Genomic DNA, 18,706 nt, shown 5'->3' on the forward strand with positions numbered 1-18,706 from the left:
CCGAAGGACGCCTTTCTCAGAAACCGAAGTCGAAGACCCCGGCGTCAGATCATGTCTGGATTACTTCAGGATGATCTCGACGCGACGGTTCTGCGGCTCGCGGGTGTTCGGGCCGGTCGGCACCAGCGGGTTGGATTCACCGTAGCCGTGGATGTCGATGGCAGCAGCCGGGACACCGTCACGGATCAGTTCAGCCTTCACGCTGGAAGCGCGACGGTTGGACAGGCCGAGGTTGTACTTCACGCCGCGCGGACCCGGGTGAGCAGCGGAGTTATCCGTGTAGCCGTTGACTTCGATGCGCGTCGTCTGGACGTGCGTGGAAGCCTGGGCTGCCTGGGCAACGATCTCACGGGCGCGGCCCGTCAGGTCAGACTTGTCCCAGTCGAAGAACACGAGATACGTGCGAGCCGGGGTCGGAGCGGGCGGAACGATGACCGGAGCCGGCGGCGGCGGCGGGGGAGCCGTGTCGAAGGCATAGCGCAGGCCCAGGATGAACTGGTGCGAGAAGCGCTGGTCGAAGTTCACGTTGCCCTTGTGAACGCCGGAAGCGTTGTAGGACGTAGCGCGATACGGACCGTCTGCGAAGGTCTGGCCGATGAAACGGTATTCCGTCGTGACTGCCAGGCCCGGAACATTCGGGATGTCGTAGGCTGCACCGACGATACCCTGATACGCGAAGCTGCCCTGCGTTCCGCCCATGCGGGTCACATTGCCATTGTCGTACTGGGTCGTGGTCGGGTTGTAGTGCTGCCACAGGTAGCCAGCGCCAACACCGACGAACGGCGTGACAGGAACGTTCAGGCCGAAGTTGGCGAGATCGATGTCATACAGGACATTGACGAGGCCGCCGTAAGCCTGATCGGAACCGCGGGTGGAACCCGTTGCTGCCGTGTGGTTGCGGTGGTTGAGCTGAGAGTAGTTGTACAGACCCTCGACTTCAACGCGCAGACCGTTGCCGAAGCCCCAGCCGAATGCACCAAAACCAGTGAAACCGTCGTGGTGACGATACTGAGACTTGGAACCAGCATTGCTGCTCGTACCGTCTGCCTGTGTCGTCGGCGAGAAATGACCGTGCTGGTTCTGGACCAGATTGTACCCACCACCCAGGTCGACATAGGGACCGGTGATCGTGCTGGCCATGGCAAGCGACGGTGCGGCGACCATCGACGTCATGGCAAGGAGTGCCGTGCGGAGACGCATGTTTTCGTCCTCTTAGTGACTAACGTTCGAGCCGTTGGAAAATGCTTTCACCAACGGACCCAGCGCGATGCATAAGCGCATATAGAACTCAGAGTTCCCGGCGACAAAGCCACTCAGGGGGTTCCAGCTCTACTCGGGGAAAGGGAGTGACATAAAAGCCACAATCCATTTCGCCCGCTTTACGATCTACGCCTCGCGTCTACGCTGCCTTAGCTCAAGGTTCCAGCCGACGCCAGAGCCTCCCGCAGAAAGCAGCTATGCAAAAGGAGTTGTAAAACAGCTATTTAGCCGAGGTATGACGAAATTTTAACATTCATCACGGGCGGCAACCCTCGCTTACAAGCAGATTACGCACTGTTTCTGCGGGAATTTCGCGTGTGGAGAAGGCTTTTCCAATTCCGCGCAACAGGACGAACGCAACCTTTCCGTCCTGCATTTTCTTATCCCGAGTCATGTGGTGCAGAAGTATTTCTGCCGAGAACGAGTCCCTGAACCAGTCAAAGCTCACCGGCATACCCAAACTGCGCAGATGCCGGTCCAGTCGATGCAGGTCTTCGACGGGGGCATAACCCAGCTCCACGGAAAGCGCCATCGCCAGATGAATGCCGATTGAAACCGCTTCGCCATGCAGAAGCCGCCCGTCATATTCCAGTTCCGCTTCCAGAGCGTGACCGAAAGTATGCCCCAGATTGAGTAGGGCGCGTCCTCCGACAGAAGCCTGTTCCTTTTCGTCGGCAGCCACGACGGCCGCTTTGAAAGCACAGGCGCGGCGCACGGCTTCCGCAAGAGCCGCGGGATCGCCTTCCAGAACATTCTGTCCGTAGTTTTCGCACCAGGCGAACAGGTCCGGATCTGCGATCAGGCCGGATTTGACGATCTCGGCATAGCCAGCAATGCGCTGACGACGGGGCAGGGTGGCCAGAGCGGACGTGTCGGCCAGAACGGCCACAGGTTGATGGAACGCTCCGATCAGATTTTTGCCCGCCGCCGCGTTGATGCCGGTCTTGCCGCCGACGCTGCTGTCTACCTGAGAGAGCAGCGTCGTGGGGATCTGCACGAAAGGCAATCCGCGCAAGGCCGTTGCTGCAACAAAACCGGCAAGATCTCCGACCACGCCACCTCCCAGCGCCACGATGGTCGTCTTGCGTTCGATCCCTGTGGACAGAAGCCGGTTCATCACGTCGCCGTAACAGGCGAGGGATTTGCTCTCCTCGCCGCCTGAAACCGAAATCACGTCCGCACGGATGCCCGTTTCTTCGAAAGACGCCAGCAGGCGCGGCAGATGCAACTCCGCTACGGTGCCGTCAGTAATGACGACCACGCGCTTTTGCGGAAGATGTGGGGCGAGCAGGGCACCGGCACGGGAGATAAGATCTGGCCCGATCAGCACGTCATAGCTGTGATGGCTGAGCGAAACATGGACCGTTTCCGGTCTGCGATATTCGGCCAGAACTTCCCGTACGCGTTGCACGCCCTGTTCCACGGTCTCATCCCCACAATCGATAATGATGTCTGCTTCGGCATAAACCGGATAGCGCAGCCCGACGAGGCGCTCCAGAACTTCGTCAGGGCGCCCCTGAGCCAGAAGTGGTCGTCCCGGACGGCCCGCAACCCGTTTAACCAACACATGCACGGGCGCGCGCAACCAGATCGAAACGGCATGGCGACGGACCAGCCGACGCGTCTGGGCATCCATCCATGCCCCGCCACCCGTCGCAAGGATGCAGGGTGGTCCATCAAGTAGGCGCTGGATGACGCGTCGTTCGCCGTCTCGAAACGCTGCTTCGCCATGGCGCGCAAAAATTTCGGGAATCGAACATCCGGCAGCGCGCTCGATTTCGACGTCCGCATCGACGAACGGCAGACCACAGATCTGGGCAAGGCGCCGTCCGATGGTGGTTTTGCCAGCACCCATCATCCCGACGAGGACAACCGTGCGTGACGGGATGCCGTCGGATGAGAAAAAGGGTTCCGACTTGGCTGAAAGGGAGAATGGCAGGCGTGACATGCCCTGCTACCTATCATAGGAGAAGGGGCACGTCCTGCCCTCACTTCGAGACCTTAGTTCATGGCCAATATCGATCGTTCCATTTTCCGCCTGCCGTTCATTGGCGGAGCTGTTGCCGTCCTTCTCGTTCTGGGCGCTGGCGGAGCGTTCCTGCGTCTGGGCATGACCGCTACCCCGCCGGAACAGACCATGGTGCACAAGGATCTGTCAGGCGCTGCTTTTGCAAGCTCCGCCGCGCCACAGGCCGAACTGCCGGCAATGCCGCCTGTGCCGACGACCCAGACGCATGTCGCACCTGTTGCCGCTTCTGGCACGACTCCGGCAGCCCCGGTTGCTGCTCCCGCCGCTGCGCCCCTGACGCCTTCGACTCCGCTGCCGACGATGCCTGCTCCCAAGGCCGCCCCGGTGCAGTCCATGCCTGCTCCTCCGGCTTCCGCTCCCGCGCATTGATCAAGCCATCATGCCGCGCTCTGGTGACCGCAGACATGTCGAGGCTTTCCTTGAGATGCTGGCCGCCGAGCGCGGGGCGGCCCTGAAAACCCGGCAGGCCTATGCTTCCGATCTTGCCGATTTCGCAGCGCACTGCGCACCCGTGTCCCTCTGCGACGCTCAAGGGAGGGAGGTTCAGTCCTATCTGGCTGAACTGTCCCGCGCCGGTCTGGCGGCACGGACGGCGGCACGGCGGTTGTCCTGCCTGCGCCAGTTCTATCGTTTCCTGATGCTCGAGTCGGTGCGGGAAGATGACCCGACCGAACGGCAGCAGGCTCCGAAGGTCGCGTCCTCTTTACCCAGACCGCTCGACGAGGCAGAAATCCGCCTTCTGCTTGAGGTCGGTACGCGAGGGCACGAAAACGAACGTCGGGATATCGTCTCTCGGGCCGCGCTGGAACTGCTTTACACGACCGGATTGCGCATTTCCGAACTGCTCGCTTTGCCCGCGACCTGTGTGCATGTGCGTGGCCCCATGCTGCTGGTGCGGGGCAAAGGTGGCCGGGAGCGTCTGGTGCCTCTGTCCCAAACTGCGCGTGAGGCGGCCGACCAGCTTGTGCATTTCGATCGCGACCTCGGCAGTCCGTGGCTTTTTCCGGGGCGTAATCCGCAAAAACCGCTGACGCGACAGGGATTTGACAAGATCCTGCTCGCCTGCGCCCTAAAGGCCGGAGTAGATCCCGACCGCGTCAGTCCGCATGTTCTGCGGCACTCTTTTGCCAGTCATCTTCTGGCGCATGGGGCCGATCTGAGGGCGCTTCAGATGCTGCTGGGGCATGCGGATATCGCCACGACCCAGATTTATACGCAGGTCATGTCGGAGCGCCTGCGACAGGCTGTGAGCGCGCATCATCCGCTGGCCCGTAAAGGCGTGTCTGAACGCGCGGAAGACTGACAGAAACATTCCGCCTGTCGCAGGGACTGTTTCCCGGCGCGCAGGCGTGCTATCGGGCGGCCATGCGCCAATTCCTAGATTTCGAGAAGTCGGTCGCCGAACTCGAGACCAAAATCGACGAACTCCGCCAGATGGGCAGCCAGGGCAAGGCCTCCGGCACCAGCGGCATCAATATCGATGACGAGATTGCCCGTCTGTCCGAAAAGGCCGACAAGCAGCTCCGCTCGACTTACTCCAAGCTGACGCCGCTGCAGAAAGTGCAGGTGGCCCGTCACGCCCAGCGCCCCAAGGCTCTGGATTATGTGCGTCTGCTGACGACGGATTACACACCCCTGTCCGGCGACCGCGCTTTTGGTGACGATGATGCCATGATCGGTGGTCTGGCCCGTTTCCGTGGAGAGCCTGTCGTTATCGTCGGGACCGAGCGTGGTCACGACACCGAGACGCGCCTGAAGCACAATTTCGGTATGGCCCGCCCCGAAGGCTATCGTAAGGCGCAGCGCCTGATCGAAATGGCCGGACGTTTTGGTCTGCCGGTCCTAAGCTTTATCGACACTGCCGGTGCGTGGCCGGGAATCGATGCTGAAGCGCGGGGACAGGCTCAGGCCATCGCAAAGTCGATCGACGTGTGCCTCAAGGCTCCCGTACCGTTGATCGCGACCGTGATTGGTGAAGGCGGTTCGGGTGGTGCCATCGCCATTGGTGCGGGTGATCGCATCCTGATGCTCGAACACTCGATCTATTCCGTGATCTCGCCGGAAGCTGCGGCCTCCATTCTGTGGCGTGATCCGAAGCTGGCCCCTGCCGCTGCCGAGGCTCTCAAGCTCACCGCGCAGGATCTTCAGTCCCTTGGCCTGATCGACCGGATCGTCCCTGAGCCCATCGGCGGCGCCCAGCGTGCGCCGGAAGAAGCCGTCATGGCGATCGGAAATGCGATTTCCGAAGAACTCGAGACCCTCAAAGGCCTGACAGGTCCGGCGCTGATCCAGAAACGTCGGGACAAGTTCCTGTCCATGACCCGCACTCCTCTGCACTGAGGTCTTCCTGAAAGCCGCTGCTCCTTCGCAGCGGCTTTTGTGTTTTCAGACTGTCTGCCTGTGCGGAGGTTCACCTGCCAGCGGCTCGCGCCCATGCGCCATGATGAGATCATGAATCGCCTGCGCGGCTTTCCCGACAATCTCGCTGTCATAGCCCTTGGCTACGAGAGCCACGCCACTTGCTCCGTCTGGCAGGTGATAGGGATAGGACCCCAGATCAATCGTCGGAAAGCCTTCCTGCAACGTCGCCAGATCAGAGGCGAAATCCCCTTCCTTCAATCCCGCAGCATACCAGCTTGCGGAAACGAGAGGGGCGCCCTTTTCCATCTGCGGCACCAGCCATGCGACCATGGACGCAAAGATCGACGGCACCCCGGCCATCACATGCACATTACCGATGCTGAAACCGGGCGCCACGGACACCGTGTTGAGGATGGGTGTTGACCCTTCCGGCAGATAGGCCATGCGCTGCCGGGCTGCGTTGAAGCGATCCGCCCCCAGCGCCGCTTCCAGCAGACGGAAACTTTCTTCATGACGAACCAGCGGGGCGCCCATGGCCGTGGCCACGCATTCGGCGGTGATGTCGTCATGCGTCGGCCCGATTCCGCCGGACGTAAACACGATATCGAAAGCCGCGCTGCATTCACGAACCGTACTAATGATCCGTTCCGCAATATCGGGAATGACACGGACTTCCATGAGCCGGATGCCTTGCGCATTGAGCGCCTGAGCCAGAACGCGCGTATTCGCGTCCTGCGTGCGTCCCGAGAGGATCTCGTTGCCGATGACGAGAAAACAGGCAGTTTTTTGAAGCATGTGTCCGCTCCTGATAGTCTTCGCCACAGAACGTAACGGGTCGTCCCGCGTTGTCGAGAACAAACCTACCCCGAATTTTGGTTTTCATCAGGAGGAACCATGACCAGCAGCCCGCTTCATCAGCCCGAATGCCTCCTGGATCTGCATGCAACACTGGGGGAAGGGCCGGTCTGGATTTCCAGCGAAAAGTCCCTTTATTTCGTCGATATCCCCGAGGCGAGAATTCACCGTTTCACACCCGCGACGGGAGCTCATGAAAGCTGGAGCGCGCCGGACCGTGTGGCCTTTCTTCTGCCGGTCGAAGATGGGACATTCCTTGCGGGCATGCCTGACGGTCTGCGCCGTTTCGATCCGAAGAACGGCACTTTTTCGGATCACAAACTCGTTGAGCCTGAGAAACCCGGCAATCGTCTGAATGACGGCTGTGTCGATCCGCAGGGGCGACTTTGGTTCGGGACGATGGATGATGGCGAGGAACAGCCTTCCGGCTCGATCTATCGCGTTGTGCACGAAGGGGCCGCCCTGAACGTGACGCATCATGATGAAGGCTATACCGTCTCCAATGGCCCTGCCGTCTCCCCCTGCGGAAAGACGCTCTATGTCTGCGACAGCCCGGAACAGACGATTTATGCTTTTGACATTCAGCCCGATGGCGCACTCGCAAACGAGCGGGTTTTTGCGCGGCTGGAACAGGGATATCCCGATGGGATTGTGACCGATAGCGAGGGCACGCTCTGGTGCGGCGTGTGGGGTGGTTCGCGCGTGATGCGTTTCAGGCCGGATGGCACGGCACTGCCGTCCATTTTCATGCCGGTTACAAACGTGACCAAGGTTGCGTTCGGAGGAGACGACCTGAAGACTGTTTTCGTGACAACGGCCCGCAAAGGACTGGATGCCGATACGCTGGCGAAGGAGCCGCAGGCCGGGTCTCTGTTCGTGTTCCGCACGGATGTTGCGGGAGCGCCCCAGCAGGTCTTCCGTCTGAACTAGCCCAGAAGTTCCTGCAAAAGTGGGATCAGGGGCAGATCCGGGTCCGGCATAGGATAACGACCCAGATCCGATGCCGAAACCCATTCCAGCGTCTGGCCTTCGCGCGGGGTGGGAACGCCCCGCCAGCGCCGCACCACATATAGTGGCATCAGCAGATGAAACGGCCCGGCATTTTCGCTGACGAACGTGAAGGGTGCCAGACAGGAGCCGGTCAGATCCAGTCCGAGTTCCTCACGCATTTCCCGGATCAGCGCCTGTTCCGGCGTCTCATCGCGTTCGACTTTGCCGCCGGGAAATTCCCATAGCCCCGCCAGACGTTTGCCTTCCGGTCTTTTGGCGAGAAGAATCCGTCCCTGTGCGTCCAGAAGTGCGGCTGCCACGACCAGCAGCGTTCGCGGCTTGGGCGCTTCCACAACGGCAAGAGTCACTTCGGTCTGCTGCACAGGAGCCTCAACCGGCTCTGGCACTTCAGAAAGAAATGTTGTCCGGGACAATTCGAACAGATCAATCGGACAATCCTGTCCGCGCGACACGAAGCGTCGGCTGGACGTGCCCGTCTTTGCAAAACCGAGCTTGCCAAGAACCGCAATAGAGGCCGCATTGTCCTGCGCTGCGTCCGCAGTAATTTTCTCCAGACGCAGAACCGTCAGTCCCCATTCGATCACACGCCGGGCCGCTTGAGTGGTCAGGCCCTGTCCCCAGACGCTCGGAGCCATCCAGTATCCCAGCGATCCGAAACGCCGGTCATCAGACAGAACAAGACCGATCGCGCCCAGAAGCGATCCATCACGGGTGATGGCGAAATGATGGGCGCTGCCCTGCGTGCTGTCATGACGTGTGGAGTCGATCCACTGTTCCGCCAGATCGCGCGGATACGGAAAGGGCAGGCGACTGAGCATCCGCACGACGCTCCAGTCATTGATCAGACGATGGACGGCCGGGGCGTCTTCCGGCTGCAGGGCGCGCAGAACGAGGCCCCCTGCCTTGAGTTCAGGTGTCATGTCAGGATTGTGAAACCTGCTGTTCTGTAGGTTTGTCGGCTGGAACGCCGCACCGGGCCAGAAGCCGACGCAGCATGTTGATGACCGGGAAAACTTCCTGATTGCGGTCGCCGCCCTGTTCGTTCCACGCAGCCTGTTCCAGTTCCACGATGTCCCGGTCTTCTTTGAAGATCCGCTCCGTGAACGCGACGAGGAACGGCCACGCGATGTCCAGAACCAGCTTCGCCTTCGGGCGACGGATCGAAAGCAGTCCGAAGACGCGGCAGGTCTTCTGTTCCGCATCCTGCGGGACATAGACGATCCACAGATCCATAACCGGCGGTTCGTCGCCCGTTGCGATGCGAAGTGTCTGGTACGGATATTCCGTCCGGATCGTCATGACGTCTTTATGAGCGTATTTTTCGCTCGCATCCCGGCGTTCACCGAAAATGAACGTCTCACCCCAGGGCTGCTTGCCGCCGGTTCGGGCAAAACTATAGCGCGCTTCGACCAGTGTGGGTTCGTCCCGCCCGCCCAGAAAGCGGGGCTTCATCTGGCCCATCTGCTTCATGTGCATGAACTGGTGGTTCATATCCATCAGGTTTTCATGCATGAAACTGTAATGGCACGCGACCGTCTCGCCGAAGCGGCGCGTCTTGTATTCGGGATTGCCGACCGAACCCATCTGCGGGAATGGTGTGCTTTCGGCTTTCGCGGGATCGCCCGGGAAAATGAAGATCAGGCCGCCTTCCTCGCGGCACGGATAGGTCCGCACGCCGTTCGGCAGCTTGCCCTTGCCCAGATACGGCACATCGATGCACCGCCCCGAACGGCCATAAGCCCAGCCGTGATAGCAGCACTGAACTGCTTCACCGCTGACCTTGCCGAGGCTGAGCGGCACCTGACGATGCGCGCAGCGGTCCTCCAGTGCAAAAACGCTGCCATCCATCGGGCGCACGAGTGCGATCGGCTGTCCGGCATAGCGCGTGCCAATCGTCTTGCCGCGCTTGAGTTCACGCGACCATGCGACCGGATACCAATAATCGGGATTGGACAGGACGCGCCGCAGATCTCCTGTCTTGCGGACCACATCCTCCACGGGAGAATATTCGCCGATATTCGGGTCGATCACCCGATCCGTGTCCGAAGAAGAGTTTTCGACAGCAGAAGAGACAGAAAGCGTCTGCGACATGAGTATCCTGATCCGTGATGAAACCGCGACATCGTTTTGCTGAGAACAAACCTAACAGGCAAAGCCCCACCACAGGAAGCGATCATTCACTCTCACAGAGCGCGTCTTTCCCGCAACATGCGGCACAAAAACCACCTTTTTCGTGTCATTGAAACATCATCTAGCAATGCTGGCGCTTTTCGCAGTGTGCAGGCACGTTTAGGAGACCGCTTCCCAAAGTTCACAAAACCTAGATTCCGGAGTTTCGTCCACGGTGCGAACCAGATCCCTGCTGCTGTCCTCCATCGCACTGTTCGCAGTCCGCCAGTCTGCTCTGGCGGCAGGGCATCAGCCTCTTCCGGCGGCCGATGATGCTTCACCGGTGTCGGTGTCTGCACACCCGGCGAAGCATCATGCCCCGAGAACAACTCCGAAAGCTGTTTCTGGCGCATCTGCACGGAAGAGCGCGGAACGTGCCGCACCGGCCCGTCGCAAGACCGAGGTTCTGGAATCCCGCGCGACCGAAAGCGTCGCTGTTACGGGACGGCAGCTGACGGGTCGTGATGCCGAGCAGGCTGTCTCGAAAGCCATCATGCGCCAGTATGTTCCCGGAACCAGCGCCTACAAGATGCTGGACCGTACGCCGGGCGTGAGCTTCACTTCCACCGATCCGTTCGGCATCGACAGTTTCGGCGCTAATCTCTACGTCCGTGGCTTCTTCATGAACCAGATGGGCGTGACGGTGGATGGCGTTCCCCTGAACGATCAGACTTACCAGTCCGTCAGCGGCATGAGCCTGGCCTCCGCCATTATTCCAGACGACATCCAGTCCATGCGGATGTCGCAGGGCGCAGGGTCTGTTGAGCTGCCTTCCATGAACACGCTGGGCGGGACGATCCAAATCGGCTCTTCGGACCCCGACGACAAACGCGGCGGCAAGGTGAGCCAGTCCTTTGGCAGCTATGGCTCCTATCGCACCTATGTCCGGCTGGATTCCGGCAAGCTGAACCAGACCGGCACGAAGCTCTACACCTCCTATGCCCGGACCGACGAAGGCATGTGGATGGGTAGCGGCGACCAGTTCATGCAGCAGGTCGATGCGAAACTCGTACAGCCGATCAACGAACGCAGCCGCATGTCCGCTTTCTTCAACTGGTCCAGCCTTGCCCAGTGGAACTATCCCGATACGTCCATCGGAATTCTGAAGAATCTCGGCTGGCGCACACCGCATCTTTATCCGAATTACGCGCTGGCTTACGGCATCGCCAACGGCACGCGCCCCTATCCGGCGGGTTATGACAGTGTTCCCGGTATCGATGGCTCCAATATCGCCATGTATGATGGCGGTCAGGCCGAAACCAATTACATGGGCGGTCTGCATTTCGACCTTGCCCTCACTGACCATCTAACCTGGAACAGTACGATCTACGGTCATAGCCAGACTGGCTATTACAGCTATACCGACAGCGACCCCGACGATCAGGTTGAGGGCGGTGCGCCTCTTTCCGAGGAAGTCTGGCAGAACCGTCAGGAACGCTACGGCTTCGATACCAGCCTGCGCTACAAATGGGGTCGCCATACGATTGAAGGCGGTGTCTGGTACGAGAACAACAACCAGCAGGCCGGGCTCTTCAATTACCGCGAGCCGATCTTGGGGCAGGGCGCACCGCTCAAGGCCGTTGGACCTTATGATGTTTACGGCCCGGCCTATCTGGAAGGTTACAACTTCCAGTGGAACACCAATGTCATGCAGTTTCACCTTCAGGACAGCATCCAGCTGGCCGAAGGTCTGACACTGCACGCCGGGTTCAAATCCATGACCGCCACCACATCCGGCGGCGCACAGTATAATAATGCTGACTGGACGGGTGCTGACGCCCTGCCGAACGGATCGCTGACGGCGTCTCAGGCCTTCCTGCCACATGTCAATCTGGACTGGCACATCAACCGCCACCACGAGATCTATGTTGACGTGGCCGAGAACATGCGCGCCTACGAGGTCTCGGCCTATGGTGTCGCAAACTCGGTCTATTCCGTGCAGGATCAGGCGACGTTCCAGGCGCAAAAGAAGTCTCTCGAACCGTCAAAGGCTTGGGTCTATCTCGGTGGCTACCGCTATTCGTCGAAGCTTCTTCAGGTGAACGCGACGGTCTATCACGCCAGCCTGATCCACCCGATCCTGGCCGCAGCCGTTGGCTCCTTGACCAACCCGGTCTCGCAGGTCATTGATTTCGGCCATATCTCCATGACGGGTGCCAATGGTGACATCACCATCACGCCGATCGACGGTCTGAGCATCAGCAACAATCTGAGCTACAACAAAGGCACCTACGACCGAAACGTCGATACGGTCGGCGGCTATTACGCGCTGGCTGGCAAGAATATCGTCAACTATCCGGCATGGATGTACAAAACGTCCGTTGCCTATAGCTGGAAGGGCATGACAGCGCATTTTGATGCGAACTACTACAGCCGCCGCTATTACAGCTTCATGAACGACACCTCGATCGGCGGCTACTGGCTGGCTAACGCCGGTGCGCAGTATCGTTTCGGCAAGCTCAGCGTTCTCAAGGACGTCACGGCGAGCTTCAATGTCTATAATCTGTTCAACACCAAATACATCTCCATGATGGGTGAGAACGACAACCCCGCTGTCGGCGATTATCAGTCCATGGAACGCGGCCCCGTCCGTGAATTCTTCGGCACCGTCAGCGCGTCGTTCTGACCGACGGGCAAGGCAGGCGGCGCTTCGGTCCGCCTGCTTTCATCGTTAGGCATAAGCTGAAAGAAGTGCCGGGTCAGGGTCATCTGTATTCCGGCCCTTCAGGCATGCGCGGGCTGCGCTCACCATGCGCCTGCCGCGTTGCGCTGTCCGTCGGAACAGCTGCCGCAGAACCAGCATGTTTTTCCCTATGCTTGTCGTCAGCACCATGAACGCAATGCTGGATGCTGCTTCGATAAAGGACGTCACTTCAAAACTGGTCGCAAAAGTCAGCAAATCGGGAGCCATCCGCATACTGCTGGCAAAACCATCATGCCCCAGCAGCCATGTGGCACAACTTACAAACAGAATAGTTACCAACGCGAGCATTCCTAAAGTGTAAGGAAACTCTCTCACCCATCTGCAGGGGCGCGTCACAAGTCTATCACGACAGATTCTGCCGATGGATGTATCTGGGGCGGCATAAGCCAGAAAGAATGCGGCGATTATCATCAGGATGATCATATTATTACTCTCGTATCTTCAATGTTTTGTGCTAGTAAAAATAACCGTAAAATTCAGGCATCCTGTTCGGGTGTTACACCTAGTTCCGCAGCCAGATCGCTGATGAACTGCGAGGCCACGCGGCCGGACCGGCTGCCGCGCGCCATGGCCCATTGCAATGCCTTCCGCCGCAGTTCCTCGCGCGGAACCGGCAGCTTGTAATAAGCCGCATAAGCCTCGACGATCGCCAGATAATCGTCCTGCGTTGCGCCATACAGTCCGATCCAAAGACCAAACCGGTCCGAAAGCGAGACCTTTTCCTCAATCGCCTCGGATGGATTGATCGCGCTGCCCGTCTCGTTCTCGATCATCTCCCTCGGCATCAGGTGTCGCCGGTTGGACGTGGCGTAGATCAGGACGTTCTCGGGCCGACCGCCGATGCCACCATCGAGCACGGATTTGAGAGATTTGTAATCCGCGTCCTGACTTTCGAACGAAAGGTCATCGCAGAACAGGATGCAGCGGCGTTTAGTGGTCCGCAGGACAGCCAGCAGTTTTGGCAGGGACGCAAGTTCGTCACGCTGGATCTCGATCAGGGCCAGTGTTCCGCCGTTCTTCGCACGCTGCTCCGCGTTCACCGCTGCAACGGAGGCTTTCACGAGCGAAGATTTCCCCATACCGCGCGCGCCCCAGAGCATGACGTTGTTGGCGCTGAAGCCTTCCGCGAAATTCCGCGTGTTGGCCATAACCTGATCCATCTGACGCTTCACGCCCTGAAGCAGGGACAGGGGCACGCCCGAAACCTTCTCAACCGGAGTCAGTACGCCCAGCGCGGCCTGCCACAGAAAGGCGTCATGTTTGTGCAGGATATCCGCGCTCGGCGGAGGCGGACTCATGCGCTCCAGACTGGCGGCAATACGTTCGAGAGCGCTGAGCAGGGCGTGGTCGGTCATGGAAAAGGGTTCCGCTCTGAAAGAAGTTGAGATCAAAAGACATCGGCGCCACGCTTGACGGGCAGCCCCCGGACGATATGGTCCCCGCCAGCTTCACTCAAGACTGGACCCTGACATCCATGAGCAGTCTGTTCATTTCTTCCGCCCAGGCCGCCGATGGTGGTGGTCTGCTCTCCAACCCGCAGGTGCTTCAGTTCGCCCCGATGATTTTCATCTTCGTGGTGTTCTATTTCCTGCTGATCCGTCCCCAGCAGCAGCGCGCGCGCAAACTGCGTGACGAGCAGGGCTCCCTGCGTCGCGGCGACCGGATTGTGACGGCCGGTGGCATCGTCGGCGTCGTGCAGGCGACCCGCGATGACAGCGATGAAGTGGATGTCGAGATCGCTCAGGGCGTGCGCGTGAAAATCGTTCGCAGCACGATCACGAATATTACGTCGCGTGAAAAGCCAGCCAACGATTCCTGAACTGGAACTTGCAGAGCCGTTCACGAAAAAGCCCCGCCCGGGAAACCGGACGGGGCTTTTTTTGATCTGATGAACCCGAAAAGGGATCAGGCAGACTTCAGTTCAGCTTCCGCAAACTCGTAGTTGGCGAGCTTGTCCAGAAAGTTCGTGACATAGTCCGGACGGCGGTTGCGGAAATCGAGGTAGTAGGCGTGTTCCCAGACGTCGAGGCCAAGCAGGGCCTTGCCCTGACCTTCGGCCAACGGGTTGGAGCCGTTTGCCGTCTTTGTCACGGCCAGCTTGCCGGACTTGTCCAGTACCAGCCAGGCCCAGCCCGAACCGAACTGCGTCGTGGCGGCCTGTTTGAAGAGCTTCTTGAACTCGTCGACGGAGCCGAAGTCTTCAGCGATTTTCTTTTCCAGACCAGCCGGAATCTTGCCGCCCTTCGGGGAGAGGTTCTTCCAGAACAGGACGTGGTTCCAGTGCTGGCCCGCATTGTTGAAGACCGGCGCGATTTCAGGCTTGCCGTAGGAGAACGTAACGATCTCCTCAAGCGTCTTGCCAGCCAGTTCCGGTTTGCTTTCCGCGAAACCGTTCAGAGCCGTGACATAGGCCTGATGGTGCTTGCCGTGGTGCAGTTCCAGCGTTTCCTGGCACATGCCGGCATCGGCGAGAGCATTTTCGGCGTAGGGCAGGGTGGGAAGTTCGAAAGCCATGATGTCACTCCTTGGCAGAATAAGGCGAGGTGACCGCCCTCAGGGACGGTCGCTCCCGCGTATCGTTCTCATTTATGAGGAAGATTGGCAACGCTGTGTTCCATCGCACCGATGAGGGCCGAGTAATCCTCATCCGCATGCAGACGGTTTGAAAGGGCCAGTGCCTGATCGGCAACAGCCATGCCCGGCATGAACGCGCCGACCTTGCGACCGGCATCCAGCAGAAGTCCCATGTCCTTGGACATGAGGCGCGTGGGGAACTGCGACGGGAATTCCCGGTTCTGGCCCATCTTCAGCTTGCGCTTGTGATGCGGGCTGACGACCGCCACCTGTTGCAGCGTCTCGAACACGACATCGCGGTCCAGTCCGGCGGCAAGACCGTAAGACACGCCTTCAGCCACGATATTGAGCGTCGCGCCCATCACACCATTCACAACCAGCTTCAGGCGCGCCGCAGAACCCGCTGGACCAGCATGGATCGTCAGCTTGCCAATGACGTCCAGAACCGGCTGGGCCCGCTTCACCACGGATTCGTCACCGCCCACCAGCATGACCAGATCGCCGCTTTCGGCTTCCGGCGTACTGCCGGACATAGGCGCATCAAGCAGGGAAAAGCCATGTTCGACGGCAAGTTTTGCAAAAGCGTCCGCCTGATCCGGCGAGACGGTGGAGGTATCGAGGACAAGCTTGTCAGCCGTCAGAGCGGCAAGCGCACCGTTTTCGCCAGACAGGGATTGAATTTCCGCTGCATCGTTCGGCACGCAGAAAATGATGATCTCAGCGGCTTCGGCAATTGCGCGGGGTGAGGGCAGCATCTCCGTCTCGTCCTTGCCGCCTGAAGGCGCGAACGCCACAACCGGGTAGCCAGCCTTTCGCAGGTTGGCGCCCATACGCTGAGCCATCGCGCCGTAGCCGATAAAACCGATTTTAGGACGGGGCATGGATACTGGCTCCTTATGATGCGTTACGACAGACTCACGCATCATAGGTGCCAGAGTTTCTCAAAGTCCGGAAATTGATCATGGCACTTTTTCAGTACCCCAGACCCCAGCCGTCCGAGATTACGCCGAAAGAAGCCTATCTTTCCCGACGCGCTCTGATCGGCGGTGCCGTAGCCCTGAGCGCGCTTGCCACTACGGCAAAGGCTGCCTCCCTCCAGACACATCCGGGTCCGTATTCCGGTAATCTGACGCCGACGCCACACGAAGACGTGACTCATTATAATAATTTTTACGAGTTCGGGATGGGCAAGGCTGATCCTGCGGCCCGCTCCCAGGATTTCCATCCGCTCCCATGGACGCTGGAAATTACAGGCCTCGTCCGCAAGCCCGTCCGTCTGGATGTCGAGCAGCTTCTGCGTTCTGCAGCGATGGAAGAGCGGATTTACCGGATGCGCTGCGTCGAGGCGTGGTCCATGGTCATTCCGTGGGACGGTATTCCGCTTGCGAGCCTGCTGAAGGATGCCGATCCCGATCCACGCGCCACCCATGTCGCTTTCGAGAGCGTTCTGCGCCCGTCGGAGATGCCCGGACAGAGCGATGGTCTGTCGGGGATTCAGTGGCCTTATGTGGAGGGTCTGCGTCTGGATGAGGCCATGAATCCTCTAACGCTGCTTGCACTCGGCGTTTATGGCGAAACGCTTCCGAACCAGAATGGCGCGCCCATTCGTCTGGTCGTCCCGTGGAAATATGGTTTCAAGGGCATCAAGTCCATCCAGCGCATTCGCCTGCTGGATCACGAACCGCCGACGACATGGAACCGTCTCGCTTCCGATGAATACGGCTTTTATGCCAACGTCAATCCGCAGGTCGATCATCCCCGCTGGAGTCAGGCGACAGAGCGCGTCATAGGCGCACATTCCCTGTTCGGCGCTACACGGCAGCCGACGCTGATGTTCAACGGATATGGCGAACAGGTGGCGGATCTGTATCGCGGCATGGATTTGCGGAAAAACTTCTGATGTCCTCAGACCCTGCGTCCGCCTTAAGAGCCGTAAAACGACACTGGCGCGTCATTCTGTATCCGATCGGCATGATCCCGGCTGCATGGCTCGTCTGGCAGGGGCAACATGGGGCGCTTGGTGCCGATCCGGTCAATGTGTTCGAGCGGTCACTGGGGCTTTGGGCCTTCCGCTTTCTGCTGGCCTGTCTGGCGCTGGCTCCGCTGAAACGCTTTGCGGGCATCAACCTGCTCCGATACCGACGCCTCACAGGGCTACTGGCGTTTTTCTACGCCAGTCTGCATGTGCTGGCCTATATCGGTCTGGATCACGGGTTTGACTGGGGCGTCCTGTGGATAGACATCACGCGCCGCCCCTTCATTATTCTCGGGATGAGCGCGCTGCTTCTGCTGGTCCCCCTCGCGCTGACCTCAAATGCGTTTTCGATGCGCCTGATGAAGCGGCGCTGGAAGGTGCTGCACAGGCTGATCTACCTGGCCGCAGTTCTGGCGGGCATCCACTTCTTTCTGTCGTTCAAGACACTGAACGCTGTCTCCGCGCCGTATCTGGCTGGTCTTGCACTGCTTCTGTTGTGTCGTGTCCTGCCTGAAAAACGGAGATAAGCGGGCTCTGAACCAGAGCCCATCGGTTTCTCAGACAGTTGGACGCAACGCTGCACGGATTTTGGGAGAAAGCTCCGTCAGGGCCGAACGACGCTGAGTCATCATTTCGGCTGGGAATGGCGTATTGGGGAAATGGCATCCATCGGCCAGAAGCAGGCCATCGGGAAGATGGGTGATTTCGCCGGGGCGGAAATCAAGGCGAGACAACGGAATGCCGCATGCCCCCAAAACCACAATATGCGCGCTGATTCCAAGTGTGAGGACCAGTTTCAGCCTAGGCATACTCTGAAGTTCGGTACAGAGAGCGGTGCTGCAGGCTTCGAGTTCGGACGGAAGTGCCAGCGGCTGTGGCGACAGGGGCTGCATGACTCTGGTGATCCGTCCCAGAATGGCCTCTGGTCCGGCAAGGGCTGTGTCGAAAACGATGTTGTTGGCGTCCAGAAAGGACGCCAGTGTCGCCGTGGCGTCTTCCGGATCGAGGCAGACAATCAGCATTTCGGCTGAGAGCGGCCCTGTTCCTGACCGCGTGCCTTCTGTAAAGGCAGGGAGCGGAGGCGGGGCGGGGATCGTTCCGGTAGAAGCCCGAGGGGTCATGAGTCGTTGGTCTCGTCACTGTTGATATCAGCAGGATGACGAACCGGCCCCTGTCGGGGAGGATTGCGTGGTTCGGCCTGACGCCGTGTGAACGACGGCGCAATGTCAGCCAGTTCCACAAACATATCCGCCTGGCGCCGCAGATCGTCTCCGATCATGGGCGGGGTCGAACGCATCGAGGAAATGACCGTAACCCGGACCCCGCGCGCCTGCGCAGCCTCAACGGCGCGACGCAGATCGGAATCACCGCTGATGATCACGGCGTGATCAAGGCGGCCCGACTGTTCCAGAAGATCCACTGTCAGTTCGACATCCATGTTTCCCTTGATACGCCGTCTTCCTGAAGGATCCGTAAACTCCCGCGCAGTTTTTAGCACGAGATGATACCCGTTATAGGAGAGCCAGTCGGTCAGCGGCCGCAGCGGAGAGTAGTCGTCTGTTTCGGGCATGGCGGCGTAATAGAAGGCCCGCTGGAAAAGGCAGGCATTTTCAAACAGTTTGCGAAGGCTGCGGAAATCGACTTCAAATCCCAGATTGCGGGCGGCGTGATGGAGGCTGGCGCCGTCAATGAAAAGTGCGGTGCGTTCGTTCTGGCGCAAAAGCATGTAGAGTAATCCTGATATATAAAATATGTCGCCCCACGCGAG

19 protein-coding genes are annotated in these 18,706 nt (G+C 59.5%); 8 read left to right on the forward strand and 11 right to left on the reverse strand.

All coding sequences use genetic code 11. The features are described from left to right. Positions 1–60 precede the first annotated feature (60 nt). Both JK208_RS01645 and aroB read right to left on the reverse strand, forming a co-directional pair. Entirely contained in the window at positions 61–1,200 is a 1,140-nt protein-coding gene (locus JK208_RS01645; protein ID WP_099285380.1) for an OmpA family protein, read from the reverse strand. 316 nt (positions 1,201–1,516) lie between these two features. Continuing rightward, a complete protein-coding gene (gene aroB / locus JK208_RS01650) occupies positions 1,517–3,208 on the reverse strand; it encodes a 3-dehydroquinate synthase (protein WP_211574096.1) in 1,692 nt (563 codons plus the stop codon). Between the two features lie 60 nt (positions 3,209–3,268). Between aroB and JK208_RS01655 the strand changes: the two genes are divergently transcribed. The 3 genes from JK208_RS01655 (at position 3,269) to JK208_RS01665 (ending at position 5,629) form a co-directional block, all read left to right on the forward strand. Beyond that, a complete protein-coding gene (locus JK208_RS01655) occupies positions 3,269–3,658 on the forward strand; it encodes a hypothetical protein (protein ID WP_211574097.1) in 390 nt (129 codons plus the stop codon). Between the two features lie 10 nt (positions 3,659–3,668). Next, entirely contained in the window at positions 3,669–4,592 is a 924-nt protein-coding gene (locus JK208_RS01660; RefSeq protein ID WP_211574098.1) for a tyrosine recombinase, read from the forward strand. A gap of 62 nt (positions 4,593–4,654) precedes the next feature. Next, positions 4,655–5,629, forward strand: a complete 975-nt coding sequence (locus JK208_RS01665) for an acetyl-CoA carboxylase carboxyltransferase subunit alpha (protein ID WP_099285566.1) — start codon at positions 4,655–4,657, stop codon at positions 5,627–5,629. Between the two features lie 45 nt (positions 5,630–5,674). Here JK208_RS01665 and JK208_RS01670 read toward each other — a convergent pair whose 3' ends face one another. Further along, the gene (locus JK208_RS01670) at positions 5,675–6,445 is read right to left on the reverse strand and encodes a molybdopterin-binding protein (RefSeq protein ID WP_211574099.1); all 771 of its coding nucleotides are present in this window, start codon (positions 6,443–6,445) and stop codon (positions 5,675–5,677) included. A 99-nt stretch (positions 6,446–6,544) separates the two neighbouring features. Between JK208_RS01670 and JK208_RS01675 the strand changes: the two genes are divergently transcribed. Continuing rightward, positions 6,545–7,435, forward strand: coding sequence for an SMP-30/gluconolactonase/LRE family protein (locus tag JK208_RS01675; protein WP_211574100.1), 891 nt, complete (start codon positions 6,545–6,547; stop codon positions 7,433–7,435). On the opposite strand, the gene JK208_RS01680 is transcribed toward JK208_RS01675, so the two are convergent. Further along, positions 7,432–8,436, reverse strand: a complete 1,005-nt coding sequence (locus JK208_RS01680) for a bifunctional GNAT family N-acetyltransferase/(deoxy)nucleoside triphosphate pyrophosphohydrolase (protein WP_211574101.1) — start codon at positions 8,434–8,436, stop codon at positions 7,432–7,434. The genes JK208_RS01675 and JK208_RS01680 overlap by 4 nt on opposite strands. Position 8,437: 1 nt before the next feature. Continuing rightward, a complete protein-coding gene (locus JK208_RS01685) occupies positions 8,438–9,607 on the reverse strand; it encodes an aromatic ring-hydroxylating dioxygenase subunit alpha (protein ID WP_211574102.1) in 1,170 nt (389 codons plus the stop codon). 253 nt (positions 9,608–9,860) lie between these two features. On the opposite strand from JK208_RS01685, the gene JK208_RS01690 reads away from it, so the two are divergent. After that, complete coding sequence (locus JK208_RS01690; RefSeq protein WP_211574103.1) at positions 9,861–12,311, forward strand: TonB-dependent receptor domain-containing protein; 2,451 nt, start codon at positions 9,861–9,863, stop codon at positions 12,309–12,311. 45 nt (positions 12,312–12,356) lie between these two features. Here JK208_RS01690 and JK208_RS01695 read toward each other — a convergent pair whose 3' ends face one another. After that, entirely contained in the window at positions 12,357–12,812 is a 456-nt protein-coding gene (locus JK208_RS01695; RefSeq protein WP_211574104.1) for a hypothetical protein, read from the reverse strand. A 53-nt stretch (positions 12,813–12,865) separates the two neighbouring features. Beyond that, the gene (locus JK208_RS01700; RefSeq protein WP_211574105.1) at positions 12,866–13,744 is read right to left on the reverse strand and encodes an ATP-binding protein; all 879 of its coding nucleotides are present in this window, start codon (positions 13,742–13,744) and stop codon (positions 12,866–12,868) included. A 119-nt stretch (positions 13,745–13,863) separates the two neighbouring features. On the opposite strand from JK208_RS01700, the gene yajC reads away from it, so the two are divergent. Further along, positions 13,864–14,208, forward strand: coding sequence for a preprotein translocase subunit YajC (yajC, locus tag JK208_RS01705; protein ID WP_099285371.1), 345 nt, complete (start codon positions 13,864–13,866; stop codon positions 14,206–14,208). An 86-nt stretch (positions 14,209–14,294) separates the two neighbouring features. Here the strand turns inward: yajC and JK208_RS01710 are convergent, their stop codons facing one another. Both JK208_RS01710 and JK208_RS01715 read right to left on the reverse strand, forming a co-directional pair. After that, entirely contained in the window at positions 14,295–14,903 is a 609-nt protein-coding gene (locus tag JK208_RS01710; RefSeq protein WP_211574106.1) for a superoxide dismutase, read from the reverse strand. A gap of 68 nt (positions 14,904–14,971) precedes the next feature. Then, entirely contained in the window at positions 14,972–15,844 is an 873-nt protein-coding gene (locus JK208_RS01715; RefSeq protein WP_194261579.1) for an NAD(P)-dependent oxidoreductase, read from the reverse strand. 80 nt (positions 15,845–15,924) lie between these two features. Between JK208_RS01715 and msrP the strand changes: the two genes are divergently transcribed. Continuing rightward, positions 15,925–16,863 (forward strand): protein-methionine-sulfoxide reductase catalytic subunit MsrP, encoded by a 939-nt coding sequence (msrP, locus tag JK208_RS01720; RefSeq protein WP_211574107.1) that lies wholly within the window; start codon positions 15,925–15,927, stop codon positions 16,861–16,863. Continuing rightward, complete coding sequence (gene msrQ, locus JK208_RS01725) at positions 16,863–17,465, forward strand: protein-methionine-sulfoxide reductase heme-binding subunit MsrQ (protein WP_211574108.1); 603 nt, start codon at positions 16,863–16,865, stop codon at positions 17,463–17,465. The genes msrP and msrQ overlap by 1 nt, the downstream gene beginning before the upstream one ends. 30 nt (positions 17,466–17,495) lie before the next feature. Here msrQ and JK208_RS01730 read toward each other — a convergent pair whose 3' ends face one another. Together JK208_RS01730 and JK208_RS01735 are read right to left on the reverse strand one after the other, a co-directional pair. Further along, entirely contained in the window at positions 17,496–18,059 is a 564-nt protein-coding gene (locus JK208_RS01730; protein ID WP_211574109.1) for a hypothetical protein, read from the reverse strand. After that, positions 18,056–18,664 (reverse strand): NYN domain-containing protein, encoded by a 609-nt coding sequence (locus JK208_RS01735; RefSeq protein WP_194261575.1) that lies wholly within the window; start codon positions 18,662–18,664, stop codon positions 18,056–18,058. The genes JK208_RS01730 and JK208_RS01735 overlap by 4 nt, the downstream gene beginning before the upstream one ends. Positions 18,665–18,706: the final 42 nt, after the last annotated feature.

It is taken from the genome of Gluconobacter sp. Dm-74, from assembly GCF_018256135.1.
Classification (GTDB): domain Bacteria; phylum Pseudomonadota; class Alphaproteobacteria; order Acetobacterales; family Acetobacteraceae; genus Gluconobacter; species Gluconobacter cadivus.